The organism is Paucibacter sp. B51 (assembly GCF_027863535.1).
In the GTDB taxonomy this organism is placed as follows: Bacteria; Pseudomonadota; Gammaproteobacteria; order Burkholderiales; family Burkholderiaceae_C; genus Paucibacter_A; species Paucibacter_A aquatilis.
Map to the genome: position 1 here is coordinate 3714857 of NZ_JAPIVN010000001.1, position 23702 is coordinate 3738558.

At 63.1% G+C, this 23702-nt stretch carries 21 protein-coding genes and 1 tRNA gene; 21 read left to right on the forward strand and 1 reads right to left on the reverse strand.

Annotated features, from left to right (window positions below; genetic code table 11):
* Positions 1-51 precede the first annotated feature (51 nt).
* The 21 genes from secG (at position 52) to OOB33_RS15975 (ending at position 22148) form a co-directional block, all read left to right on the forward strand.
* Entirely contained in the window at positions 52-432 is a 381-nt protein-coding gene (gene secG / locus OOB33_RS15875) for a preprotein translocase subunit SecG (protein ID WP_271009379.1), read from the forward strand.
* A 279-nt stretch (positions 433-711) separates the two neighbouring features.
* Positions 712-796: transfer RNA gene (locus OOB33_RS15880), tRNA-Leu, on the forward strand.
* Between the two features lie 228 nt (positions 797-1024).
* Positions 1025-1384 carry an NADH-quinone oxidoreductase subunit A gene (locus OOB33_RS15885; RefSeq protein WP_102770319.1) on the forward strand — a complete coding sequence of 120 codons (360 nt, stop codon included), beginning with the start codon at positions 1025-1027 and terminating at the stop codon, positions 1382-1384.
* Positions 1385-1536: 152 nt separating this feature from the next.
* On the forward strand, positions 1537-2013 hold the full coding sequence (locus OOB33_RS15890; RefSeq protein ID WP_047484384.1) for a NuoB/complex I 20 kDa subunit family protein: 477 nt from the start codon (positions 1537-1539) through the stop codon (positions 2011-2013).
* 14 nt (positions 2014-2027) lie between these two features.
* Positions 2028-2621 (forward strand): NADH-quinone oxidoreductase subunit C, encoded by a 594-nt coding sequence (locus tag OOB33_RS15895; RefSeq protein ID WP_271009380.1) that lies wholly within the window; start codon positions 2028-2030, stop codon positions 2619-2621.
* A gap of 3 nt (positions 2622-2624) precedes the next feature.
* The gene (locus OOB33_RS15900; protein ID WP_271009381.1) at positions 2625-3878 is read left to right on the forward strand and encodes an NADH-quinone oxidoreductase subunit D; all 1254 of its coding nucleotides are present in this window, start codon (positions 2625-2627) and stop codon (positions 3876-3878) included.
* Between the two features lie 15 nt (positions 3879-3893).
* Positions 3894-4427 (forward strand): NADH-quinone oxidoreductase subunit NuoE family protein, encoded by a 534-nt coding sequence (locus tag OOB33_RS15905; RefSeq protein WP_271009382.1) that lies wholly within the window; start codon positions 3894-3896, stop codon positions 4425-4427.
* 15 nt (positions 4428-4442) lie between these two features.
* The gene (gene nuoF / locus OOB33_RS15910; RefSeq protein ID WP_102770322.1) at positions 4443-5795 is read left to right on the forward strand and encodes an NADH-quinone oxidoreductase subunit NuoF; all 1353 of its coding nucleotides are present in this window, start codon (positions 4443-4445) and stop codon (positions 5793-5795) included.
* An 18-nt stretch (positions 5796-5813) separates the two neighbouring features.
* Positions 5814-8159, forward strand: coding sequence for an NADH-quinone oxidoreductase subunit NuoG (nuoG, locus tag OOB33_RS15915; RefSeq protein ID WP_271009383.1), 2346 nt, complete (start codon positions 5814-5816; stop codon positions 8157-8159).
* Between the two features lie 13 nt (positions 8160-8172).
* Positions 8173-9231 carry an NADH-quinone oxidoreductase subunit NuoH gene (gene nuoH / locus OOB33_RS15920; protein ID WP_102770324.1) on the forward strand — a complete coding sequence of 353 codons (1059 nt, stop codon included), beginning with the start codon at positions 8173-8175 and terminating at the stop codon, positions 9229-9231.
* A gap of 14 nt (positions 9232-9245) precedes the next feature.
* Positions 9246-9731: an NADH-quinone oxidoreductase subunit NuoI gene (nuoI, locus tag OOB33_RS15925; protein WP_102770325.1), complete on the forward strand. Its 486-nt coding sequence runs from the start codon at positions 9246-9248 to the stop codon at positions 9729-9731.
* A gap of 156 nt (positions 9732-9887) precedes the next feature.
* Entirely contained in the window at positions 9888-10538 is a 651-nt protein-coding gene (locus tag OOB33_RS15930; protein ID WP_102770326.1) for an NADH-quinone oxidoreductase subunit J, read from the forward strand.
* Positions 10538-10846 (forward strand): NADH-quinone oxidoreductase subunit NuoK, encoded by a 309-nt coding sequence (nuoK, locus tag OOB33_RS15935; RefSeq protein WP_102770459.1) that lies wholly within the window; start codon positions 10538-10540, stop codon positions 10844-10846. The genes OOB33_RS15930 and nuoK overlap by 1 nt, the downstream gene beginning before the upstream one ends.
* A 6-nt stretch (positions 10847-10852) precedes the next feature.
* Positions 10853-12904: an NADH-quinone oxidoreductase subunit L gene (gene nuoL, locus OOB33_RS15940; RefSeq protein WP_271009384.1), complete on the forward strand. Its 2052-nt coding sequence runs from the start codon at positions 10853-10855 to the stop codon at positions 12902-12904.
* Positions 12905-12923: 19 nt separating this feature from the next.
* Positions 12924-14402: an NADH-quinone oxidoreductase subunit M gene (locus tag OOB33_RS15945; protein WP_271009385.1), complete on the forward strand. Its 1479-nt coding sequence runs from the start codon at positions 12924-12926 to the stop codon at positions 14400-14402.
* A 19-nt stretch (positions 14403-14421) separates the two neighbouring features.
* Positions 14422-15903, forward strand: coding sequence for an NADH-quinone oxidoreductase subunit NuoN (gene nuoN / locus OOB33_RS15950; RefSeq protein ID WP_171826255.1), 1482 nt, complete (start codon positions 14422-14424; stop codon positions 15901-15903).
* 30 nt (positions 15904-15933) lie between these two features.
* Positions 15934-16242, forward strand: a complete 309-nt coding sequence (locus tag OOB33_RS15955) for a DUF2818 family protein (protein ID WP_102770330.1) — start codon at positions 15934-15936, stop codon at positions 16240-16242.
* Positions 16232-16855: an NUDIX domain-containing protein gene (locus tag OOB33_RS15960; RefSeq protein ID WP_102770331.1), complete on the forward strand. Its 624-nt coding sequence runs from the start codon at positions 16232-16234 to the stop codon at positions 16853-16855. The genes OOB33_RS15955 and OOB33_RS15960 overlap by 11 nt, the downstream gene beginning before the upstream one ends.
* 46 nt (positions 16856-16901) lie before the next feature.
* The gene (locus OOB33_RS15965) at positions 16902-17432 is read left to right on the forward strand and encodes a DUF1178 family protein (protein WP_271009386.1); all 531 of its coding nucleotides are present in this window, start codon (positions 16902-16904) and stop codon (positions 17430-17432) included.
* Positions 17433-17751: 319 nt separating this feature from the next.
* The gene (locus tag OOB33_RS15970; protein ID WP_271009387.1) at positions 17752-18924 is read left to right on the forward strand and encodes an efflux RND transporter periplasmic adaptor subunit; all 1173 of its coding nucleotides are present in this window, start codon (positions 17752-17754) and stop codon (positions 18922-18924) included.
* 5 nt (positions 18925-18929) lie between these two features.
* On the forward strand, positions 18930-22148 hold the full coding sequence (locus OOB33_RS15975; protein ID WP_102770334.1) for an efflux RND transporter permease subunit: 3219 nt from the start codon (positions 18930-18932) through the stop codon (positions 22146-22148).
* A gap of 94 nt (positions 22149-22242) precedes the next feature.
* Here OOB33_RS15975 and OOB33_RS15980 read toward each other — a convergent pair whose 3' ends face one another.
* A complete protein-coding gene (locus tag OOB33_RS15980) occupies positions 22243-23676 on the reverse strand; it encodes an FAD-binding oxidoreductase (RefSeq protein ID WP_271009388.1) in 1434 nt (477 codons plus the stop codon).
* Positions 23677-23702 lie beyond the last annotated feature (26 nt).

Below are 23702 nucleotides of genomic sequence, written 5' to 3' on the forward strand. Positions count from 1 at the left end.
CCTGATCGGCAATCGGCCCTTTGAAAAGAACGATTGACTGGAGAGTTAGAGATGCAGGTCTTGATGAATTTGGTTCTGGTGGTGCAGTTGCTGAGCGCGCTGGCCATGATTGGCTTGGTGCTGGTGCAGCAAGGCAAGGGTGCCGATATGGGTGCCAGCTTCGGCAGTGGTGCTTCGGGCAGCTTGTTCGGCGCCACCGGCAGCGCCAACTTCCTGTCGCGCAGCACGGCTGTGTGCGCGACCTTGTTCTTTGCCTGCACTTTGGCTCTGGCCTATCTGTCCAACCACCGCAGCGGTGGTGCTGCCGCTGAAACGGTTCTGGATCGCGCGGCTCCGGCAGCCGTCGCAGCATCGGGTGCTGCAGCCATTCCAGGTGCTGCGCCTGCGGTGGCACCCGTGGTGGCTCCGGCCGCCTCTGCTGCTTCGAACTGATCGCATGATGCGAAAGCCTGCGCACGCGCTGTGGTTCCGGCTGGCGTGCGCAGCGCCAGGCGCTTGAGTCACGTGCGATCGCGGCCGCTTGCCGCCCGCTTGCGGGCTTGGTGCTTGGGGTGGACGATGTTCGGATGAGCTCGCCGCAGATATTTTGAGTGCTTCGATCTGAAATGATCAAAAGTGCGAAATTTTCGGTATAGAATTCAAGGCTGTCTGGGAAGCAATCCCTCTCGCTGATGAAGATCGGCGCCAGACAGAGTTGAGAAGTGAAATTCAGCCGTCGTGGTGAAATTGGTAGACACGCTATCTTGAGGGGGTAGTGGCGAAAGCTGTGCGAGTTCGAGTCTCGCCGACGGCACCAAATGTTCGGTTAATATCCAAAGGTTGGAGCCTGCGGAATATTGGTCGTAGCGCCTCTGTTGCAAGGGTGTGAGCAAACGAAGTTTGTCGCATTTTTGCGGGGGACATGGCGGGCGCAGTCCGTGAGCGATACATTCGCTGGCGGCGCGCCCGTTGCTTTTGTTAAATCACTGCATAAAACTCGGCCGGGGCCTGGAGGCGTACGGCGGTTTTTTAAAGAGCGTCACCTATGAACTTGGATCAGTACCTCCCCGTCATCCTCTTCATCCTGGTCGGCGCAGGCGTCGGTGTGGCGCCCCAAGTGCTCGGCTTTCTGCTGGGTCCCAATCGGCCGGATCAGGCCAAAAACTCCCCCTACGAATGCGGCTTCGAGGCCTTTGAAGACGCGCGCATGAAATTCGATGTGCGCTATTACCTCGTGGCCATTTTGTTTATCTTGTTTGACCTGGAAATTGCTTTCCTGTTTCCCTGGGCGGTTTCGCTCCGTGAGATTGGTGCGGCTGGTTTCTGGTCGATGATGATTTTCCTGGGCATTCTGGTCGTGGGTTTCGCCTACGAATGGAAAAAGGGCGCCCTGGACTGGGAGTGATTGTTAGCCCCTCGCCCGGCGCGCTGCGCTGGTCGGTCCCCCGAGGGGACGCCCCTCCGTCGATGGATGGGCATGGCGGGCTCGCTCGGCAGCAATGCTGGGTCAGGGCTCGGCGCTCGGCTCGCAAGGGCCTGAACGAATGAAAGCTTGCAATGGGTATTGAAGGCGTATTGAAAGAAGGCTTTGTCACCACTTCGGTCGACACGCTGATCAACTGGTCCAAGACCGGTTCCCTCTGGCCCATGACCTTCGGTCTGGCCTGCTGTGCGGTGGAAATGATGCACGCGGGCGCGGCCCGTTATGACATCGACCGTTTCGGCATGTTGTTCCGCCCCAGCCCGCGCCAGAGCGATCTGATGATCGTGGCCGGCACGCTGTGCAACAAGATGGCGCCGGCCCTGCGCAAGGTCTACGACCAGATGGCCGAGCCACGCTGGGTGCTCTCCATGGGTTCCTGCGCCAACGGTGGCGGCTACTATCACTACAGCTACTCCGTCGTGCGCGGCTGCGACCGCATCGTGCCGGTTGATGTGTATGTGCCGGGCTGTCCGCCGACGGCCGAGGCCTTGCTGTACGGCATCCTGCAATTGCAGGCCAAGATTCGCCGTGAAAACACGATCGCGCGCTGAAGGATCAAGCACCGATGAGCAAACTTGACACCCTCAAGACGTCGCTGGAGGCTGCCCTCGGCGAGCGCATCCAGAGTCTGAAGACCGAATTTGGCGAAGTCACCCTGCAAGTGCGTGCGGCCGACTACCTCGGCGTCGCCAAAACGCTGCGCGATCACTCCGAGCTGCGCTTCGAGCAGCTGATTGACCTCTGCGGCATCGACTACAGCAGCTACAAGGACGGTGCATACGACGGTCCGCGTTACGCTGTGGCCTCGCATCTGCTGTCGGTCAACAAGAACTGGCGTCTGCGCCTCAAGGTTTACTGCCCGGATGACGATTTCCCGTCGGTGGCAGCCATCACTCCGATCTGGAACTCGGCCAACTGGTTCGAGCGCGAAGCCTTCGATCTGTACGGCATCATTTTTGATGGCCACGAAGACCTGCGTCGCATCCTGACCGATTACGGCTTCATCGGCCACCCGATGCGCAAGGACTTCCCGACCTCGGGTCATGTGGAAATGCGCTACGACGCCGAGCAAAAGCGCGTGGTCTACCAACCGGTGACCATCGAGCCGCGTGAAATCACGCCGCGCATCATTCGCGAAGACAATTACGGTGGACTTTGATTCATGGCTGAAATCAAGAACTACACCCTGAATTTCGGTCCCCAGCATCCCGCCGCTCACGGCGTGTTGCGCCTGGTGCTGGAGCTGGATGGCGAAGTCATCCAGCGCGCCGATCCGCACATCGGCCTGCTGCACCGCGCCACCGAGAAGCTGGCTGAGAGCAAGACCTATATCCAGTCGCTGCCCTATATGGACCGTCTGGACTATGTGTCCATGATGGCCAACGAGCAGGCTTACTGCCTGGCGATCGAGAAGATGCTGGGCATCGAAGTGCCCGAGCGTGCGCAGTACATCCGCGTGATGTTTGCCGAAATCACCCGCTTGCTGAACCACCTGATGTGGCTGGGCGCGCACGGTCTCGATTGCGGCGCGATGAACGTGCTGATCTACGCCTTCCGCGAGCGCGAAGACCTGTTTGACATGTACGAGGCCGTGTCGGGCGCTCGCATGCATGCGGCCTATTTCCGCCCGGGCGGTGTCTACCGCGATCTGCCGGACACCATGCCGCAGTACCGCGTGTCCAAGATCAAGAATGCCAAGACCTTGGCCAAGATGAATGAGAACCGCAGCGGCTCGCTGCTGGACTTCATCGAGGACTTCTGCAAGCGTTTCCCCAAGAACGTCGATGACTACGAAACCCTGCTGACCGACAACCGCATCTGGAAGCAGCGGACGGTCGGCATCGGCGTGGTCTCGCCGGAACGCGCGCTGAACATGGGCTTCACCGGCCCGATGCTGCGTGGTTGCGGCATCCCCTGGGATCTGCGCAAGACTCAGCCTTACGACGCCTACGCCCAGCTGGACTTTGACATCCCGGTCGGCACCAACGGCGACACCTACGACCGTTACGTCGTTCGCGTCGAGGAAATGCGCCAGTCCAATCGCATCATTCAGCAATGCGTGAACTGGCTGCGCGCCAACCCGGGCCCGGTCATTACCGACAATCACAAGGTGGCGCCGCCTTCGCGTGTGGACATGAAGTCGAACATGGAGGAGCTGATCCACCATTTCAAGCTGTTCACCGAAGGTTTCCGCGTGCCGGAAGGCGAGGCCTACGCGGCCGTCGAACATCCCAAGGGTGAGTTCGGCATCTACATCGTCAGCGATGGCGCCAACAAGCCTTACCGTTTGAAGATCCGTGCCCCGGGCTTTGCCCACTTGGCTGCGCTGGATGAGATGGCCCGAGGCCATATGCTGGCCGACGCGGTGGCCATCATCGGCACGATGGACATCGTGTTCGGCGAAATCGATCGTTGAGTGATGAGCAGAACGATGACAACGAACAACGAAACCTATGTGCTGAGCGAGGCCACGGCGGCCCGCTTTGCGCGTGAAGTGGCCAAGTACCCGGCGGACCAGAAGCAATCGGCCGTGATGGCCTGCCTGTCCATCGTGCAGCAGGAAATCGGCTATGTGTCGCGCGCCAGCGAAGACGCGATCGCCGCCTACCTGGGCATGCCGCCGATCGCCGTCTATGAAGTGACGACCTTCTACAACATGTACAACCAGCGCAAGCTGGGTCAGTTCAAGTTGAATGTCTGCACCAATCTGCCTTGCCAGCTGCGCGACGGCCAGAAGGCGCTCAAGCACCTCTGCGAAAAGCTCGGCGTGGAAGAGGGCGGCACCACGGCCGACGGCCTGTTCACCGTGCAAAAGAGCGAGTGCCTGGGTGCTTGCGCGGACTCGCCGGTCATGCTGGTCAACGACCGCCAGATGTGCAGCTTCATGAGCAACCAGCGCCTCGATGAGCTGGTGGACGTGCTCAAGGCCCATGCTGCGGTCGAAGCCGCTGCGGCCAAGAACTGAGGAACGGGAAGAAGCATGCTGGATCTATCCAAGTTTCAGAGTCAGGGCGTCGAGACCTGTTTCCATGATCGCCACATTGGCGCACAGATTTACGCCGGTCTGGACGGCAAGAACTGGGGCCTGAAGGACTACGTGGCACGTGGCGGTTATGCCGCGCTGCGCAAAATCCTGAAAGGCGAGGGCGCTCCGGAAGGCACGCCGCTGACCCAGGATCAGGTCATCGCCGAGGTCAAAGCTTCGGGCCTGCGTGGACGTGGCGGCGCCGGCTTCCCCACCGGCCTGAAGTGGAGCTTCATGCCGCGCCAGTTCCCGGGCGCCAAATACCTGGTCTGCAATTCGGACGAGGGTGAGCCGGGCACCTGCAAGGACCGCGACATCCTGATGTTCAACCCGCACATCGTGATCGAAGGCATGGCCATCGCCGCCTTCGCCATGGGCATCAAGACGGGCTACAACTACATCCACGGCGAGATCTTCGAGGTCTACGAGCGCTTCGAAGCGGCCCTGGAAGAAGCCCGTGCGGCCGGTTTTCTGGGTGACAACATCCTGGGCTCCGACTTCAGCTTCCAGCTGCACGCCTTCCACGGTTTCGGCGCCTACATCTGCGGCGAAGAAACCGCGCTGCTCGAGTCGCTGGAAGGCAAGAAGGGCCAGCCGCGTTTCAAGCCGCCGTTCCCGGCCAGCTTCGGCCTCTACGGCCGCCCGACCACCATCAACAACACCGAGACCTTTGCGGCCGTCCCCTGGATCATCCGCAACGGCGGCCAGCCCTATCTGGAAATCGGCAAGCCCAACAACGGCGGCACCAAGATCTTCTCGGTCTCGGGTGACGTGGAGCGCCCGGGCAATTACGAGATCCCGCTGGGCACGCCGTTCTCCAAGTTGCTGGAGCTGGCCGGTGGCGTGCGCAAGGGTCGCACGCTCAAGGCCGTGATTCCCGGCGGTTCGTCCTCGCCGGTGCTGACCGCCGAGGTCATGATGAACTGCACCATGGACTATGACTCCATCGCCAAGGCCGGCTCCATGCTGGGCTCGGGCGCGGTCATCGTCATGGACGACAGCCGTTGCATGGTCAAGAGCCTGCTGCGCCTGTCCTACTTCTATGCCCACGAGTCTTGCGGCCAGTGCACGCCTTGCCGCGAAGGCACGGGCTGGATGCACCGGGTGGTCGAGCGCATCGCCAACGGCCAGGGCAAGCCCGAAGACATCGACCTGCTGAACTCGGTGGCCGACAACATCCAGGGTCGCACGATCTGCGCGCTCGGCGATGCGGCGGCCATGCCGGTGCGCGCCATGATCAAGAACTTCAAACACGAGTTCGTTCATCTGATCGAACACAAAACGGCTCTGGTGCCGGCCTCGGTCTGAGGCAGGACAGGACACGACATGATTGAAATCGAACTCGACGGCCAGAAGGTAGAGGTCCAGGAAGGCAGCATGGTCATGCATGCAGCCGAAAAGGCCGGCACCTACATCCCGCATTTCTGCTACCACAAGAAGCTCTCCATCGCCGCCAACTGCCGCATGTGCCTGGTGGATGTGGAAAAGGCGCCCAAGCCCATGCCGGCCTGCGCCACCCCCGTGACCCAGGGCATGATCGTTCGCACCAAGAGCGAGAAGGCCGTGAAGGCGCAGCAGGGCGTGATGGAGTTCCTGCTGATCAACCACCCGCTGGATTGCCCGATCTGTGACCAGGGTGGCGAGTGCCAGCTGCAAGACTTGGCCGTGGGCTACGGTGGCAGCAAATCTCGCTACACCGAAGAAAAGCGCGTGGTTTTCCACAAGAACGTCGGCCCGCTGATTTCCATGCAGGAAATGAGCCGTTGCATCCATTGCACCCGCTGCGTGCGCTTCGGCCAAGAGATTGCCGGCGTGATGGAGCTGGGCATGGCCCACCGTGGTGAGCATGCCGAGATCCAGACCTTTGTCGGCCGCTCGGTGGACTCCGAGTTGTCGGGCAATATGATTGACATCTGCCCGGTCGGCGCCCTGACCAGCAAGCCCTTCCGCTACAGCGCCCGCACCTGGGAGTTGTCGCGCCGCAAGAGTGTCAGCCCGCATGATTCGACCGGCGCCAATCTGATCGTCCAGGTCAAGAACAACCAGGTGATGCGCGTCGTTCCGCTCGAGAACGAAGCCGTCAACGAATGCTGGATCGCCGACCGCGACCGCTTCTCCTACGAAGCGCTGAACAGTGACCAGCGCATCAGCCAGCCCATGATCAAGCAGGGCGGTGCCTGGAAGACCGTCGACTGGACCACGGCGCTGGAATACGTGGCCAACGGCCTCAAGCTGGTCAAGGCCGAACACGGCCCAGCGGCCATCGGTGCCCTGGGCTCGGCCCACAGCACGGTGGAAGAGCTGCATCTGCTGGGCAAGCTGGTGCGCGGTCTGGGCAGCCAGAACGTGGACTACCGCCTGCGCCACGCCGATTTCAGCAACACCGCCGAAGCCGGCAAGGCCCATTGGCTGGGTGGCTCGATCGCCGCGCTGAGCGAACTGGATCGTGCCCTGGTCGTGGGCAGCTTCCTGCGCAAGGATCATCCGCTGTTTGCGCAGCGCCTGCGTCAGGCCGCCCGTCACGGCGCCCAGATCAATGTGATCCACGGCAGCGAAGACGATTGGCTCCTGCCCATCGCTGCACGCATCACCGCGGCGCCGAGCGCCTGGCTGCAGTCGCTGGCCGCTGTTGCTCAAGCCGTGGCCCAGGCCAAGGGCGTGAGTGCACCGGTGAGCGCTGAAGTGACCCCGGCTGCGAACGCGATCGCCGAATCGCTGCTGAGCGGCGAGCGCAAGGCGGTTCTGCTGGGCAATGCCGCTGCACAACATCCGCAAGCCGCGGCCTTGCTGAGCCTGGCCAACTGGATCGCTGCCCAGGTGGGCGCTCAAGTCGGCTACCTGACCGAAGCCGCCAACACCGTCGGTGCGCAGTTGGTTGGCGCTGTGCCGCAAGGCAATGGTTTGAATGCCGCCCAGATGCTGGGTGCGCAAGCCGGCGGCGCGCCGCTCAAGGCTGTGATCCTGCTGAACACCGACCCGGTGCTGGAGAGCGCCAACGCGGCCGCCGCTGCGAAGAGCCTGGCCGCGGCCGAAATGGTCGTGGTGCTGAGCCCCTTCAAGAGCGGCATCGAGTACGCGGATGTGATCCTGCCGACCTCGCCCTTTACCGAGACCTCGGGCTCTTTCGTGAACGCGGAAGGTCGCCTGCAGAGCTTTGTGGGCGTGGCCAAGGCCCTGGGCGAAACCCGCCCGGGCTGGAAGATCCTGCGCGTGCTGGGCAATCTGTTGGCTCTGGATGGTTTCGGCCAGGACAGCTCCGAGCAGGTGCGCAACGAAGCGCTGGGCGTAGATGCTGATCTGAGCAGCCGCCTGAGCAATGCCAGCCAAGCGCCGGTGCAGCTGCAAGCGGCAGCGGGCGGTCTGGAACGCCTGGCCGAGGTGCCGATCTATGCCACTGATGCTCTGGTTCGCCACTCGACCTCGCTGCAGCTGACCACCGACGCCCGCCAGGCGGCCGTGGCGCGCCTGCCGCAGGCGCTGTGGGATCAGCTGGGTTTGGCCGAGGTGCAGGGCGCTTCGGTTCGCATCAGCCAGGAAGGCGCCGGCACCGTGCAACTGCCGGCCAAGCTCGACGCCAAGCTGCCCGCGAATGTGGTGCGTGTGCCCGTCGGGCTCCCGGAAACTGCGGCCCTGGGCGCGGCCTTCGGTTCGCTGAACGTGTCCAAGGTGTGAGGCGAGAACAGCAATGATTGACACCCTCTACCAAACTGGCGCCAGCCTGCTGGGCGGTGCCTGGCCCGTGGTCTGGAACCTGATCAAGATCATCGTGCTGGTTGCCCCGCTGATGATTTGCGTGGCCTACCTGACCTTGTGGGAACGCAAGGCCATCGGCTGGACCCAGATCCGTCCGGGCCCGAACCGTGTCGGCCCTTACGGTCTGCTGACCCCCATCGCTGATGCGGTCAAGCTGATCTTCAAGGAAATCATCGTCCCGACGGCGGCCAACAAAGGCCTGTTCTTCCTCGGCCCCATCATGACCATCATGCCGGCCCTGGCCGCTTGGGTTGTGATCCCCTTCGGCCCGGAAGTCGCGCTGTCCAATATCAACGCCGGCCTGCTGTTCCTGATGGCCATCACCTCGCTCGAGGTTTACGGCGTGATCATTGCCGGCTGGGCCTCGAACTCCAAGTACGCTTTCCTGGGTGCGCTGCGCGCGTCCGCCCAGATGGTCAGCTACGAAATTCCCCTGGGCTTTGCCCTGGTGATCGTGCTGATGGTCAGCGGCAGCTTGAACATGAGCGACATCGTCATGAGCCAGTCGCGCGGTCAGTTCGCCGATATGGGTCTGAACCTGCTGTCCTGGAACTGGCTGCCTCTGCTGCCGATCTTTGGCGTCTACTTCATCTCCGGCCTGGCTGAAACCAACCGTCACCCCTTCGACGTGGTGGAAGGTGAGTCTGAGATTGTGGCCGGCCACATGGTCGAGTACTCGGGCATGTCCTTCGCCATGTTCTTCCTGGCCGAGTACGCCAATATGTGGCTGGTCTCGATCCTGACCGTGCTGTTCTTCCTGGGCGGCTGGCTGGCCCCTGTGGCTGCGCTGGACTTCATCCCGGGCTGGATCTGGCTGGGCCTCAAGACCTTCTGCGTGGTCACCGTGTTCCTCTGGGTTCGCGCCAGCTTCCCGCGCTTCCGCTATGACCAGATCATGCGTCTGGGCTGGAAGATCTTCATTCCTGTGACCCTGGTCTGGTTGGTCGTCGTCGGCCTCTGGATTCAGTCGCCGTACAACATCTGGAAGTGAGCTGAGGTCCTCCCATGTCTGCAGTGAGCTTCGTCAAGAGCTTCATGCTCATCGAGCTGTTCAAGGGCCTGGCCCTGACCGGCCGCCATTTCCTGTCGCGCACGATCACCGTGCAGTTTCCGGAAGAAAAAACCCCGCTGTCGCCGCGTTTCCGCGGTCTGCATGCGCTGCGCCGTTACGACAACGGCGAAGAGCGCTGCATTGCCTGCAAGCTGTGCGAAGCAGTCTGCCCGGCGATGGCCATCACCATCGAGTCCGATGTGCGCGATGACGGCTCCCGCCGAACCACGCGTTATGACATCGATCTGACCAAGTGCATCTTCTGCGGTTTCTGCGAAGAGAGCTGCCCGGTCGACTCGATCGTGGAAACCAATATCTTCGAGTACCACGGCGAAAAACGCGGCGACCTCTACTTCACCAAGGACATGCTCCTGGCTGTGGGTGACCGCTATGAACCCGAGATCGCAGCCCAAAAGGAGGCCGACGCAAAGTACCGTTGACCCCTCGTCCGAGAGTACTCGGCCGGTCCCCCGAGGGGACGCAGAGGTCCGTCGGCCAACGCCGCCGTACACCTCGGCTCGAGTCGCCCTGAACTTGTTTCAAGGCGGCCCGGCGGGCGACTCGATCGGACAAGAGTTAAGTACTGCTGGAACGCTATGGAAATCACCACTGCTCTGTTCTACATCTTCTCGGCCGTGTTGCTGGGCGCCTCGTTCCGTGTGATCACGGCGCGCAGCACTGTGCACTCGGCCCTGTTCCTGATCCTGGCCTTCTTCAATGCCTCGTGCATCTGGATGCTGCTGAAGGCGGAATTCCTGGCTATCACCTTGGTGCTGGTCTATATCGGCGCCGTCATGGTGCTGTTCCTGTTCGTGGTGATGATGCTGGACATCAATTCAGACCACGTGCGGGAGGGTTTCTGGAAACACATGCCCATGGCTGGCCTGGTCGGCGCCTTGATCGCGCTGGAAATGGCCGCCATCCTGATGGGTGGCTTCCGCCTGGCTGACGCGCCGGAGCTGTCGCCCGCAGCCATGCAGCTAGGCAACACCAAGCTGCTCGGCATCGCCATCTACACCCAATACCTCTATCCCTTGCAGATTGCGGCCGTGCTGCTGCTGGTGGCCATCATTGCCGCCATCGCGCTGACCCTGCGCCGCCGCAAGGATTCACGCAGCCAAGACGCCTCCGAGCAGGTCAAGGTCAAGAAGGCCGACCGCCTGCGCATCGTCAAGATGGCGCCCACGGTGGAACTGCCCGCCGCGCCTGCAGCCGATGCTGCTGCTGACACAGGAGCCAAAGCATGATGAGCTTGACCTTGGGCCATTTCCTGACCTTGGGGGCGATCCTGTTCGCCATCTCGGTGGTGGGCATCTTTTTGAATCGCAAGAACCTGATCGTGTTGCTGATGGCGATCGAGCTGATGTTGCTCGCGGTGAACCTGAACTTCGTGGCCTTCTCGCACTACCTGGGCGATATGGCAGGCCAGGTGTTCGTGTTCTTCATCCTGACCGTGGCGGCTGCCGAGTCGGCCATCGGCCTGGCCATTTTGGTCGTGCTGTTCCGCAACCGGGCGTCCATCAATGTCGAAGAGCTCGACGCGCTGAAGGGCTGAAGAACAATGTCTGCACAACTCTCTCAGAACCTCCTCCTGGCGGTGCCGCTGGCCCCGTTGGTCGGCGCCGTCGTGGCCGGCCTGTTCGGCAAGCAAGTGGGCCGCAAGGGTGCCCACACGGTCACCATCCTCGGCGTGCTAGTGGCCTTCATCTTGTCGGCCATGACGCTGGAATCCGTCATCAACGACGGTGCCCGTTTCAACCAGACCATTTATGAATGGATGGTGGTCGGCGGCCTGAAGATGGAAGTCGGCTTCCTGGTCGACGGTCTGACCGCGATGATGATGTGCGTGGTGACCTTTGTGTCGCTGATGGTGCACATTTACACCATCGGCTACATGGAAGAAGATCCGGGCTACCAGCGCTTCTTCAGCTACATCTCGCTGTTCACCTTCTCGATGTTGATGCTCGTGATGAGCAACAACATGCTGCAGCTGTTCTTCGGTTGGGAAGCGGTGGGCCTCGTGTCCTACCTGCTGATCGGCTTCTGGTACACCAAGCCGACCGCGATCTTCGCGAACATGAAGGCCTTCCTGGTCAACCGCGTCGGTGACTTCGGCTTCATCCTCGGCATCGGCTTGCTGGTGGCTTACGGTGGTTCGTTGAACTACACCGAGACCTTTGCCAAGGCCGGTGAGCTGTCTCAGATCAAGTTCACCGCGCCGCTGTGGGGCAGTGACTGGATGATGCTGAGCGTGGCCTGCATCTGCCTGTTCATCGGTGCCATGGGCAAGTCGGCCCAGTTCCCGCTGCACGTGTGGCTGCCGGACTCGATGGAAGGCCCGACCCCCATTTCCGCGCTGATCCACGCCGCCACCATGGTGACGGCCGGCATCTTCATGGTCGCCCGCATGAGCCCGCTGTTCGAGCTCTCTGACACCGCGCTGAACTTCATCCTGGTGATCGGCTCCATCACGGCGTTGTTCATGGGCTTTTTGGGCATCATCCAGAACGACATCAAGCGCGTGGTCGCCTACTCGACCCTGTCGCAGCTCGGCTACATGACCGTGGCCCTGGGTGCCTCGGCCTACTCGGTGGCCGTGTTCCACCTGATGACCCACGCCTTCTTCAAGGCCCTGCTGTTCCTAGGCGCGGGTTCGGTCATCATCGGTATGCACCACGACCAGGACATCCGCAATATGGGTGGTCTGTGGAAGTACATGAAGGTGACTTGGATCACCTCGCTGCTGGGTTCGCTGGCTCTGATCGGCACGCCGTTCTTCTCGGGTTTCTACTCCAAGGACTCCATCATCGAAGCGGTGCATGCCAGCCATCTGCCGGCGGCACAATGGGCTTACTACGCCGTCATCATTGGCGTGTTCGTCACCGCCTTCTATTCCTTCCGGATGTACTTCCTGGTCTTCCATGGCAAGGAGAACTTCCGCCACAAGCCCTTCCCGGGCGAGCATGACCATCACGATGACCACGGTCACCATGAGCCTCATGTGCCTCACGAGTCGCCTTGGGTTGTGACCCTGCCGCTGGCCTTGCTGGCGGTGCCTTCGGTGCTGATCGGTTACTTCACCATCGCCCCGATGCTGCATGGCGATTTCTTCAAAGATGCCATCTTCATCAACCACCAGGTCCACCACGCGATGACTGAGCTGGGCCATGAGTTCCACGGCGCTGCGGCCATGGCTGTGCATGGCCTGCAGACGCTGCCGTTCTGGCTGGCTCTGGGCGGGGTGGTGACGGCTTACCTGTTCTACATGGTCTGGCCGGCCGTGCCGGCGATCTTGGCTCGTGTGCTGCGTCCGCTGATCGTGGTCCTGGAGAACAAGTACTTCATGGACTGGATCAACGAGAACATCCTGGCCAAGGCCGCGCGAGGCTTGGGCCTCGTGTTCTGGAAGGCCGGTGACGGCGCCGTGATCGACGGTGTGCTGATCAACGGCTCTGCGCATGCGGTTGGCGGCATCGCCGGCCTGGTGCGTCGCGTTCAAACCGGCCACCTGTACTGGTATGCGCTGGTGATGATCCTGGGCGTGATCGGCCTGATGACCTGGCAGCTGTGGCCCTATATGTGGCCCCAACTCAAGACCCTGACCGGTCTGTGATTGAGGGCGGAGAACAACAATGTTGCTAAGTCTTGCCATTTTCCTGCCCATCGCCTGCGGCGCCGTGCTGCTGGCCCTGGGTCGTGACGACCGGGCCAAAACCGTGCGCTGGCTGGCCTTGCTGGCCGCGCTGGCCAGCTTTGCCGTGACGCTGCCGCTGATCAGCGGTTTCGACAACAGCACGGCTGCCATGCAGTTCGTCGAAAACCAGCCCTGGATCGAGCGGTTCAACATCCGCTACCACCTGGGCCTGGACGGCATCTCCATGTGGTTCGTGCCGCTGACGGCCTTCATCACCGTCATCGTGGTGCTGGCCGCCTGGGAGGTGATCGAGTCGCGCGTCAATCAGTACATGGGCGCCTTCCTGATCCTGTCGGGCCTGATGATCGGCGTGTTCTCGGCCCTCGACGGCATGCTGTTCTACGTGTTCTTCGAGGCCACGCTGATCCCGATGTACATCATCATCGGCGTCTGGGGCGGCCCGCGTCGCGTGTACGCGGCCTTCAAGTTCTTCCTCTACACCCTGGCCGGTTCGCTCTTGATGCTGCTCGCGCTGCTCTACCTGTACTTCCAGTCCGGTGGCAGCTTCGACATCCTGACCTGGCACAAGCTGCCCCTTGCCGGTGGCACGCAGACCTTGCTGTTCTTTGCCTTCCTGGCCGCCTTCTCGGTGAAGGTGCCGATGTGGCCGGTGCACACCTGGCTGCCCGATGCCCACGTGGAAGCGCCCACCGGCGGTTCGGTGGTGCTGGCCGCCATCATGCTGAAGCTGGGTTGCTACGGTTTCCTGCGCTTCTCCCTGCCCATCGTGCCGGACGCGGCCCATCAGTGGTCCTGGCTGATTATTGCCATGTCCCTGATCGGCGTGGTCTACATCGGCCTGGTGGCTCTGGTGCAGCAGGACATGAAGAAGCTGGTGGCCTACTCGTCCATCGCCCACATGGGTTTCGTGACCCTGGGCTTCTTCATCTTCAACGACCTGGGTGTGCAAGGCGGTCTGGTGCAGATGATCTCGCACGGCTTTGTGTCGGGCGCGATGTTCCTGTCCATCGGCGTGCTCTACGACCGCGTCCACTCGCGTGAGATCGCCAGCTACGGCGGTGTGGTCAACACCATGCCCAAGTTCGCGGCCTTCGCCCTGTTCTTCGCCATGGCCAATTGCGGCCTGCCTGCCACCGCCGGTTTCGTGGGTGAGTGGATGGTGATCCTGGGCACCGTGCGCTACGACTTCTGGCTCGGCGCCATCGCCGCCACGGCCCTGATCTTCGGTGCGGCCTACACCTTGTGGATGTACAAGCGCGTCTACTTCGGTGCCGTCACCAACGACGATGTGCGCAACCTCAAGGACATCAACGCCCGTGAGTTCCTGATGCTGGCAGTGCTGGCCATTGCTGTGCTGTGGATGGGTGTGTACCCCAAGCCCTTCACCGATGTGATGCAGGTGTCGGTGGCTGAGTTGCTCAAGCATGTGGCAACGTCCAAGCTGATCCCCGGTTGATTCTTAGGGCCAACAAGACATGAACAATATGAACTGGCTCGCGGTTTATCCCGAAATCATTTTGCTGGCCATGGCCTGCGTGGTGGCCTTGGCGGACCTGTTCGTCAAGGACCCGGCGCGCCGCCCGACCTACTGGCTGACCCAGCTGACCCTGGTGGCCGTGGCCACCGTGCATTTCAGCGCCTTCAGCGAGGGCCAGACCCTGTACGCCATGCAGGGCATGGTGGTGTCCGACCCCATGGGCCATCTGCTGGGCTTCTTCGCCAGCATCGCCACCATCGTCGTGCTGGTCTATGCGCGTCCCTACGCCGCTTCGCGCGAGATGCTCAAGGGTGAGCTCTTCACCCTGAGCCTGTTCTCGCTGCTGGGCGTGTTCGTCATGCTCTCGGCCAACAACTTCCTGGTCATCTATCTGGGCCTGGAATTGATGAGCCTGTCGCTCTATGCCCTGGTGGCCCTGCGCCGTGACCATGCGGTGTCGACCGAAGCGGCGATGAAGTACTTTGTGCTGGGCGCCCTTGCCAGCGGCTTCCTGCTCTATGGCTTGTCCATGATGTACGGCGCCACCGGTTCGCTGAGCATTCCGCGCGTCTTCGAGGTCATCTCCACCGGCGTGCCCAACAAATCGGTGCTGGTCTTCGGCGTGGTCTTCGTGACCGCTGGTCTGGCCTTCAAGCTTGGCGCTGCCCCCTTCCATATGTGGGTGCCGGACGTCTACCAAGGCTCGCCCACGGCCGTGACCCTGCTGATCGGCTCGGCGCCCAAGCTGGCAGCCTTTGCCATCACCGTGCGTTTGCTGGTGGAAGGCATGATCGGCCTGGCCGTGGATTGGCAGCAGATGTTGATCGTGCTGGCGGTGATGTCGCTGCTGGTCGGCAACCTGGCCGCGATCGCCCAGACCAACCTCAAGCGCATGCTGGCCTACTCGACCATCGCGCAGATGGGCTTCATGCTGCTGGGCCTGGCTTCGGGCGTGGTGAACAACAACACCTTGTCGGCCGCCAATGCCTACAGCTCGGCCATGTTCTACGCCGTGACCTATGTGCTGACGACGCTGGGCAGCTTTGGCATGATCCTGCTGCTCTCGCGCGCCGGTCATGAGGCCGAGGAGCTCAAGGATCTGGCCGGTCTGGCCAAGCGCAGCCCCTGGTTCGCCGTGGTGATGGCGGTGTTCATGTTCTCTCTGGCTGGCGTGCCGCCGACTGCGGGCTTCTACGCCAAGCTGTCGGTGCTGCAGGCCCTGGTCTCGACCAATGTGCCGTTCTACCTGGGCCTGGCCATTGCCGCCGTGGTGGTGTCGCTGATCGGCGCCTTCTACTACCTGCGTGTCGTCAAGGTCATGTTCTTCGACGAACCCACGGACCGCGCGCCCCTGGCAGCGCCTGCCGATGTGCGTCTGGTGCTGTCGCTGAACGGTGCCGCCGTGCTGGTCTTTGGTGTGCTGCCCGGCGGTCTGATGGCCTGGTGCGCGTCTGCCATCGTCAAGACGCTGGCGACCTGATCCTCCGGTTTCGCTTTTTCTACCGAATCCATGGATCAAACCGCAGCCGTCTGGCTGGTTTTGTTGGCGGCTGTTCTGGCCGCCAACCTGCCTTACTTCAGCAACCGGGTCCTGCTTGTGGGGCCGCGCCGCAGTCCCAAGGCGGTGGGCTGGCGTCTGCTGGAATTGGTCTTGCTCGCGCTTCTGACCCTGGGACTCGGTTTCCTGCTCGAGTCCAAGCTCGGTCAACGCCAGCCTCAGGGCTGGGAGTTTTACGCGGCCGGCTTCTGTCTCTTCGTGACCCTGGGTTTCCCGGGCTTTGTCTGGTGCTACCTGCGCCGCCATCGCCATGAACCCTGAGGGCGGCGCCGCTGCGCAGCCGGGCTCCACAAGTTCGGACGCCCACTTGCGCGAAGACAGCGTCTCCTCCGAGCGCGTCTTCAACGGCAACTTCCTCCACGTACAGCGCGACATCGTTCGCCTGCCCGATGGCGCCCAGGCCAGCCGTGAGTACATCCTGCACCCCGGCGCGGTCATGATCGTGCCGCTGCTGGACGATGGCCGTCTGCTGCTGGAACGTCAGTTCCGCTTCCCCATGGGCCGGGTGATGCTGGAGTTCCCAGCCGGCAAGCTCGATGCCGGCGAAGCCCCGCTGCGCTGTGCCCAACGCGAGCTGATCGAGGAAACCGGCTACCACGCGGCGGAGTGGGCCCATGCCGGCGTGCTTCACAACGCCATTGCCTACTCGGACGAAGGCATCGAGATCTTCTTTGCCCGCGGCCTCACGCCGGGCCGCCAGGCGCTCGATGACGGGGAGTTCATCGAGCTGCAGGCCTTTACCGTCGCCGAGGTCGATGCCATGTGCCAGGACGGCCGCATCACCGATGCCAAGACGCTGATCGGCCTGCTCTGGCTGCAGCGTTGGCAGGCGGGGGCTTGGGCCCTCAAATGGGTGGCTGCTGCGCAAGAATGAGTGGCGGTGGCCTGAAAGGCCTGCCGCCAGCGCTTACCATCGTTCCATGCTGGTTCTGAATCTTTGCTGTTCCCTCGATCATGGTTTCGAAGGTTGGTTCGCCTCTGCGGCCGACTTTGAGAGCCAGCAGGCGCGCGACCTGGTGTCCTGCCCCATGTGCGGCAGCAATGAGGTCCGACGTTTGCCCAGTGCGCCGCGACTTAATGTCTCGCACCTGCGCCGTGGTGCGTCTGGGGCTGAGCGTGCCGATACCGCCTCGCCTGCAGCGATCGCGGCACGTTCTGAGCCCTCGTCAATCAGCAGCGCTTCCGAGGTCGACTCAAGCGCCTCGTCTTCTGCCGAGTCTTTGGCGCGCGTGCAAGCGCAGATGATGCAGGCTTTGCGTGCCATGGTCTCGCAAAGCGAAAACGTCGGTTCGCGTTTCGCCGAAGAAGCACGTCGGATTCACTATGGCGAGGCCGAGCCGCGCAGCATCCGTGGCCAAGCCAGCCGGGCTGACACCGAGGCCCTGGTGGAGGAGGGCATTGCCGTCTTGCCTTTGCCCGATGTGCCCGGGCTCAAAGAGCCTTTGCAGTAGGCGCCACGCCTCGTTGAACCTCGGGCTTTCTTGCCGAGCCATGGCCTGACGGGCGCTGGGCGAAGCTAGGGTAAATCCGAGGCTCAATTCTGCTCCATGACCTATGGCCCACCCCTTGGGCTCACTTAAGCTGCGGGGCTTTTGTTCGGCTTTCAAAGACTCGCTTGAGGGTTGCTGCCGGCCACGCTGACCGGGTGGTTGCTGGCCTTGAGCGCGGGGTGGGCGTCATGCGGTTTTTGGGTGACCTCTGCTCACACACCAAGCCCGAACTTCCTTTTGTTTCCAGCTTGTTCAAACTCATCCAAACGGAGTTGATCCGATGACGCGTTCGTCCCGCCTTGCCCGTTCTGTTTCCCCGACCTTGCTGCTGTGCGCTGCACTGGCGCTCAGTGCCTGCGGCAAGCGCGAAGGGGCGGGCGCTGCGGATGCGCCCAGCAAGGCGGCCAGTGCCGCCGCCGCCTCGCTCTTGGTGGCCCCGGAAGATTTGCGCACCCTGAGTCTGTCCAGCTATGCCTTCGGCCCCGTCATCACCGGCTCCATCCAGCCCGAGAAGCGCGCCGATCTGCGTGCCGAGGTGTCGGCCGTGGTGCTGCAGGTGCTCAAGGAAAACGGCGAGAACGTGCGCCGCGGCGACCTGCTAGTGCGTCTGGATGACACCTCCATCCGCGACTCACTCGCCTCGGCCGAGGAGGGTGCCCGCGTGTCCGCCCAGTCTTTCGAGCAGGCCGAGCGCCAGATGCAGCGCCTCAAGACCCTGCAGTCCCAGGGCATGAGCTCGCTGCAAGCGCTGGAAGACGCCGAGCTGCGCCGCAACAACGCCCAGAACGATCTGGTCGCCGCCAAGGCTCGCCTGGTGCAGGCGCGCCAGCAGCTGCAACGCACCGAGGTGCGCGCGCCTTTTGACGGTGTGGTCAGCGAGCGCAAGGTTTCGGCCGGCGACACCGCGCAGGTGGGCAAGGAGCTGGTCAAGGTGATCGACCCGCGCAGCATGCGCTTCGAGGGCCTGGTCTCGGCCGACCGCATGCACGAGATCAAGGCGGGGCAAACCGTCAATTTCCGCGTCAACGGCTTTGGTGAAGGCAACTTCAGCGGCAAGGTCCGCCGCATCGATGCCGCCGCCAATGCCACCACCCGCCAGCTCGAAGTGCTGGTGGATTTCGCGCCCGGCAAGGCGCCGACGGTGGCCGGCCTCTATGCCGAAGGTCGGGTGGAATCCGGCAGCGTCAGCACTCTGATGCTGCCCGAGGTTTCGCTGCAGCGCTCGGGCGACGCGGCCCATGCCTGGCGCGTCAAGAACGGCGTGCTCAACAAGGTGGCGGTGGAGCTGGGCGAGCGCGACGCGCGCCGCGGTGAGTTCGTCATTCGCAGCGGCCTGGCCGTGGGTGACCAGGTGCTGCGCAGCCCCGGTTCCAACCTCAAGGATGGTCAGAAAGTCCAAATCGCCGCTGCGGCCGTGGCCTCGGCTTCGGCGCCGGCCAGCACAGGGAAGTAATTGCCATGTTTCTTTCCGATTTCAGCATCAAGAAGCCGATCGCCACGATCGTCATCATCATTGCGCTGATGTGCATGGGCCTGCTGGCCCTGAAGAAGCTGCGCGTCAACCAGATCCCCGATGTGCAGGAGCCGGTTCTGGTGGTGTCCATCGCCTACCCCGGCGCCTCGCCCGAGACGGTGGAGCGCGAGGTGGTGAACCGCATCGAGAAGTCGCTGCAGAGCATCTCGGGCGTGCAGCGCGTGCGGGCCACGGCGGCCGAGGGCTTCGCCCAGATCGTGCTGATCTTCAACTTCAACAAGAACATGATCGAGGCCTCGGATGAGGTCCGCAACGCCATCGGCACGGTGCGCTACAAGCTGCCAACCGAGATCCGCGAGCCGGTGCTGGAGCGGGAAGACCCCGCCGCCGAGCCCATCATGCAGCTGGCCCTGTCCAGCAGCAAACACAGCCATGCCGAGATCTCGCGCATTGCCGAAGATCAACTGGCCGACAAGTTCCGCGCCGTGCCCGGCGTGGCCGTGGTTTTCGTCAACGGCGCGCTCAAGCGCGAGCTCAGTGTGCTGCTCCATGCCGAGAAGCTGCGCGAGAACAATGTCTCCGTCACTGAAGTCGTGGCGGCGCTGCGCAACCAGAACGGCACGGCTCCCGTGGGCAAGGTGCGCGGCACGCTGGAAGACCAGAGCATCCGTCTGCTCGGCCGTCTGGAGTCACCCGCCGAGTTCCAGCAGATCGTCGTCAAACGCCGTGGCACCGAGCTGGTGCGCCTGTCCCAGGTGGCCAGCATCGAAGACGGCTACGGCGAGCTGACCCGCCAGAGCCTGCGCAATGGCAACCCCAATGTGGGTCTGGCCATCACGCGCTCGCGCGACGCCTCCACCGTCACCACGGCCAACAAGATCCGCAGCCTCGTCGATGAGATCAACAAGACCCTGCCCGAAGGCGCCAAGCTGGAAGTGACCCAGGACGGCGGCAAAGATGCGCAGAACAGCCTGAACAACGTCATCGAGTCCCTGGTGCTGGGGGCGGGCCTGACCATTTTTGTGGTCTATGTCTTCCTGAACTCCTGGCGCTCGACCCTGATCACGGCGCTGTCCTTGCCCACCTCGGTGATCGCGGCCTTCATCGCCGTCTGGCTGTGCGGTTTCACGCTCAATTTCATGAGCTTGCTGGGACTGTCTCTGGCCATCGGTGTGCTGATCGACGATGCCATCGTGGTGCGAGAGAACATCGTGCGCCACCTCGAGCGCGGCTCCGACCGGCGCACCGCGGCGCTGCAGGGCACGGCCGAGATCGGCCTGGCCGTGGCGGCCACCACCTTTGCCATCGTGGCTGTGTTTGTGCCCGTGGCCTTCATGCCGGGTGTGTCGGGTGAGTGGTTCCGACCCTTCGCGCTGACCGTGGTGGCTTCGGTGATGGTGAGCTTGTTCATCTCCTTCACCCTCGATCCGATGCTGTCGGCCTTCTGGGGTGACCCACCGAATCATCACCAACTGCCCAAGAACGCCTTGGGTCGAGCCCTGGTTCGCTTCAACGACTGGTTTGATCATCAGACCGAGCGTTATGGTCTTGTCATCGCCTGGGCCCTGCACCATCGCAAATGGATGGCTGCCTTCGCCCTGGCCAGCTTGGTCGGCGCCGTGATGTTGCACGCCAAGTTCGGCGGCTCCAGCTTCCTGCCGGTGACCGACAACGGCATGGTCGCGGTGGAAGTCCGCACCCCCGCCAGCAGCAGCCTGGAGTACTCCAAGCTCAAGCTCGAAGCGGCCGCCAAGCTGGCGCGCGAGATGCCCGAGACCGTGGCCACCAACAGCAATGTCAACGTCAACGGTGGCCGCATCTACGTGGACATCGGCAAGGCCAAGGATCGCAAGCGTTCGGCCAATGAAGTGGCGAATGAGCTGCGCGAAAAGCTCTCGCGTCTGGTCGGTGCCGAGTACGCCGTGTCCGACAACCTCAATGGCGGCGGCCGCAAGCCGGTGCAGATCCGCTTCACCGGCGTCGATTCGCGCAAACTGCTCGATATCACCAACGAGTTCATGGCCAAGCTGCGCAATGTCAAGGGCGCGGTCGATGTGGGCCTGTCCGAGCAAGACCCGCAGGACGAGTTGCAGATCGAGCTGAACCGCGGCCTGGCCAACTCCCTGGGCATCTCGGTCAACGATGCCGCGCAAGCCTTGCGTGTCGCTTTTGCCGGCGTGGAAGTGGGTGACTGGGTCGACCCCTCGGGCGAGACCCGCGATGTGGCCGTGCGCCTGCATCCGAGTGACCGTGTCGATGCCAGCAATATCGAACGCCTGCCCATTGCCGTCAGCGGCAGCAATGTGATGGTGCCGCTGGAGCAGATCGCAACCGTGACCATGGGCAAGGGCCCGTCCAAGATCAGCCATGCCGATGGCAAGCGCACCATCGCCGTGGCCGCCAACGTCCAGGGCCGCTCACCCGGCGAGGTCACGGCCGACGCGCTCAAGCTGGCCAAGTCCATCAACTTCCCGCCCGGCTACAGCCTGGAGCTGGAAGGGGACTCGCGCGAGCAGAACGAGGTCTTCAGCGAGATGGGCATTGCGCTGCTGTCCGGCATCGGCCTGATGTATCTGGTGCTGGTGATGCAGTTCGGTTCCTTTACCGCGCCGCTGCCGGTGATGATGTCACTGCCGCTGTCCCTGATCGGTGTGGTGCTGGCCCTCTTGATGAGCAACAGCACGCTCAATCTCATGAGTTTCATCGGCGTCATCATGCTGATGGGCCTGGTGGCCAAGAATGCCATCCTGCTGCTGGACGCCGCGCGTCAGCTGGAGCGTGAGGGCTTGGGCCGCGAAGACGCCTTGATGGCCGCCGGCCGCAAGCGCCTGCGCCCCATCCTGATGACCACCCTGGCACTGATCGCCGGCATGCTGCCGGTGGCCATCGGCCTGGGCGAGGGCAGCGAGTTCTACCGTCCCATGGCCGTGGCCATCATCGGTGGCACCATCACCTCGACCTTGCTGACCCTGCTGGTCATCCCGACCTTCTACGACAGCATCGAGATCGCCCGCGACCGCATGATCGCCAAGTTCCGTCGTCGCATGGATCGCTGGAACGGCCTGTTTGCTTTCGTGATGACCTTTGTTGAGGCCCTGCTGACCTTGATCCTGCTGCGCTTTGTCTTCCGCATGGTGCTCAAGGCATTCGACCTGCTGACCCGCCGCCGCGGCGGACCTGCGGCGCCGCAAGGTGCGGATTGAGCGGGCTCGGCTGATTCGGGCTCAGCCCATGCAAAAGGCCTCCTGAGTGGAGGCCTTTTTTTGTCGGCGCGGAAGCGGGCGGTTCAAGCCGGGCTCAGAGCACCCGGCCCGGATTCAGCAGCCCCTGCGGATCCAGCGCCTGCTTGATGGCGCGCATCAAGCCGATGGCCACGGGGCTCTTGCGCGCCACCAGTTCCTCGCGTTTGAGCTGGCCGATGCCATGCTCGGCCGAGATGGAGCCACCATGGGCGACGACCGCGTCGTAGACGATGGCGTTGATGGCCTTCTCGTGCTGGCTCAAGAACTCGCCAGCAGCCTGCCCCTCGGGCGCTTGCACGTTGTAGTGCAGATTGCCGTCGCCCAGATGGCCAAAGTCCACCATGCGGATGCCGGGAAAGGCTTGCGCCAGGGCCGCATCGGTGCCGCTGACAAAGGCCGGGATGGCCGAGACGGGCAGGGCGATGTCGTGCTTGATGTTCAGGCCCTCCTCGGCCTGAGCCAGCGGGATGGACTCGCGCAGATGCCAGAGCGCGTGCGATTGTGGCAGGCTTTCCGCCACGGCCGCGTCGCTGATCAGCTCGGCCTCCAGTGCCGCCTCCAGCAGGCCTTCAAACAGGGCGCGCGCATGGGCTTCGCTCTCTGCGTCCGAGATCTCCAGCAGCACCATCCAGGCGCTGGCCGCCAGCGGCTGTTGCAGCTGGGGGAAATGCTTGCGCACCAGGCCCAGCGAGAACTCGTTCATCACCTCGAAGCCGGTCAGGCCTGAGCCGGCGCGGGCGCGCGCGAGGCTCAGCAGTTGCACGGCCTGGTCCAGGCTGTCGCAGGCGGCCAGCGCCGTCATCTTGGCCACGGGCTTGGGGAAGAGCTTGAGCGTGGCCGCGGTGATGATGCCCAGCGTGCCCTCGCTGCCGATGAAGAGATCGCGCAGGTCGTAGCCGGTGTTGTCCTTGCGCAGACCGGAGAGGCCGTCCCAGACCTCGCCGGCGGCCGTCACCACCTCCAGACCCAGGCAGAGCTCGCGCGCATTGCCATAACGCAGCACCTGCGTGCCACCGGCATTGCTGGCCAGATTGCCGCCGATGGTGCAGCTGCCCTCGGCCGCCAGGCTGAGCGGGAACAGCAGGTCTTGCGCCGCGGCCGTGGCCTGCACGGTCTGCAGAATGGCGCCGGCTTCCACCGTCAGCGTCAGGTTGGCGGCGTCCAGGGCGCGCACGCGGTTCATGCGGCTGAGGCTGAGCACGATCTGCGTGCCGCTGGCATCGGGCGTGGAGCCGCCGACCAGGCCGGTGTTGCCGCCCTGCGGCACCAGGCTCACGCCATGGGCGGCGCAGAGCTTGACGACGCCGGCCACCTGCTCGGTGTTGGCCGGCCGGGCCACGGCCAGGGCGCGGCCGGCATAGCGGCGGCGCCAGTCGAGCTCATACGCGCTCAGGTCGGCATCACCGGCATTGGCGCCACCCATCAGCAAGCCGGCTTCGCCGAGCAGGGATGTCAAGGCCTCGATCAGGGCCGCGTGTTCTTGTCTCATGGTTCTGGTTGTTATGGGGTGTTGCA

What these genes read in the sequence shown, in the direction of transcription:
- nuoF (WP_102770322.1), top strand. Translation starts at nt 4,443, where the DNA reads ATGCTGGATCTATCCAAGTTTCAGAGTCAGGGCGTCGAGACCTGTTTC.
- OOB33_RS15905 (WP_271009382.1), top strand. Translation starts at nt 3,894, where the DNA reads ATGACAACGAACAACGAAACCTATGTGCTGAGCGAGGCCACGGCGGCC.
- OOB33_RS15885 (WP_102770319.1), top strand. Translation starts at nt 1,025, where the DNA reads ATGAACTTGGATCAGTACCTCCCCGTCATCCTCTTCATCCTGGTCGGC.
- OOB33_RS15890 (WP_047484384.1), top strand. Translation starts at nt 1,537, where the DNA reads ATGGGTATTGAAGGCGTATTGAAAGAAGGCTTTGTCACCACTTCGGTC.
- OOB33_RS15975 (WP_102770334.1), top strand. Translation starts at nt 18,930, where the DNA reads ATGTTTCTTTCCGATTTCAGCATCAAGAAGCCGATCGCCACGATCGTC.
- OOB33_RS15955 (WP_102770330.1), top strand. Translation starts at nt 15,934, where the DNA reads ATGGATCAAACCGCAGCCGTCTGGCTGGTTTTGTTGGCGGCTGTTCTG.
- nuoK (WP_102770459.1), top strand. Translation starts at nt 10,538, where the DNA reads ATGAGCTTGACCTTGGGCCATTTCCTGACCTTGGGGGCGATCCTGTTC.
- nuoI (WP_102770325.1), top strand. Translation starts at nt 9,246, where the DNA reads ATGTCTGCAGTGAGCTTCGTCAAGAGCTTCATGCTCATCGAGCTGTTC.
- nuoL (WP_271009384.1), top strand. Translation starts at nt 10,853, where the DNA reads ATGTCTGCACAACTCTCTCAGAACCTCCTCCTGGCGGTGCCGCTGGCC.
- OOB33_RS15930 (WP_102770326.1), top strand. Translation starts at nt 9,888, where the DNA reads ATGGAAATCACCACTGCTCTGTTCTACATCTTCTCGGCCGTGTTGCTG.
- OOB33_RS15965 (WP_271009386.1), top strand. Translation starts at nt 16,902, where the DNA reads ATGCTGGTTCTGAATCTTTGCTGTTCCCTCGATCATGGTTTCGAAGGT.
- nuoG (WP_271009383.1), top strand. Translation starts at nt 5,814, where the DNA reads ATGATTGAAATCGAACTCGACGGCCAGAAGGTAGAGGTCCAGGAAGGC.
- OOB33_RS15945 (WP_271009385.1), top strand. Translation starts at nt 12,924, where the DNA reads ATGTTGCTAAGTCTTGCCATTTTCCTGCCCATCGCCTGCGGCGCCGTG.
- OOB33_RS15900 (WP_271009381.1), top strand. Translation starts at nt 2,625, where the DNA reads ATGGCTGAAATCAAGAACTACACCCTGAATTTCGGTCCCCAGCATCCC.
- nuoN (WP_171826255.1), top strand. Translation starts at nt 14,422, where the DNA reads ATGAACAATATGAACTGGCTCGCGGTTTATCCCGAAATCATTTTGCTG.
- nuoH (WP_102770324.1), top strand. Translation starts at nt 8,173, where the DNA reads ATGATTGACACCCTCTACCAAACTGGCGCCAGCCTGCTGGGCGGTGCC.
- OOB33_RS15895 (WP_271009380.1), top strand. Translation starts at nt 2,028, where the DNA reads ATGAGCAAACTTGACACCCTCAAGACGTCGCTGGAGGCTGCCCTCGGC.
- OOB33_RS15970 (WP_271009387.1), top strand. Translation starts at nt 17,752, where the DNA reads ATGACGCGTTCGTCCCGCCTTGCCCGTTCTGTTTCCCCGACCTTGCTG.
- secG (WP_271009379.1), top strand. Translation starts at nt 52, where the DNA reads ATGCAGGTCTTGATGAATTTGGTTCTGGTGGTGCAGTTGCTGAGCGCG.
- OOB33_RS15960 (WP_102770331.1), top strand. Translation starts at nt 16,232, where the DNA reads ATGAACCCTGAGGGCGGCGCCGCTGCGCAGCCGGGCTCCACAAGTTCG.
- OOB33_RS15980 (WP_271009388.1), bottom strand. Translation starts at nt 23,676, where the DNA reads ATGAGACAAGAACACGCGGCCCTGATCGAGGCCTTGACATCCCTGCTC.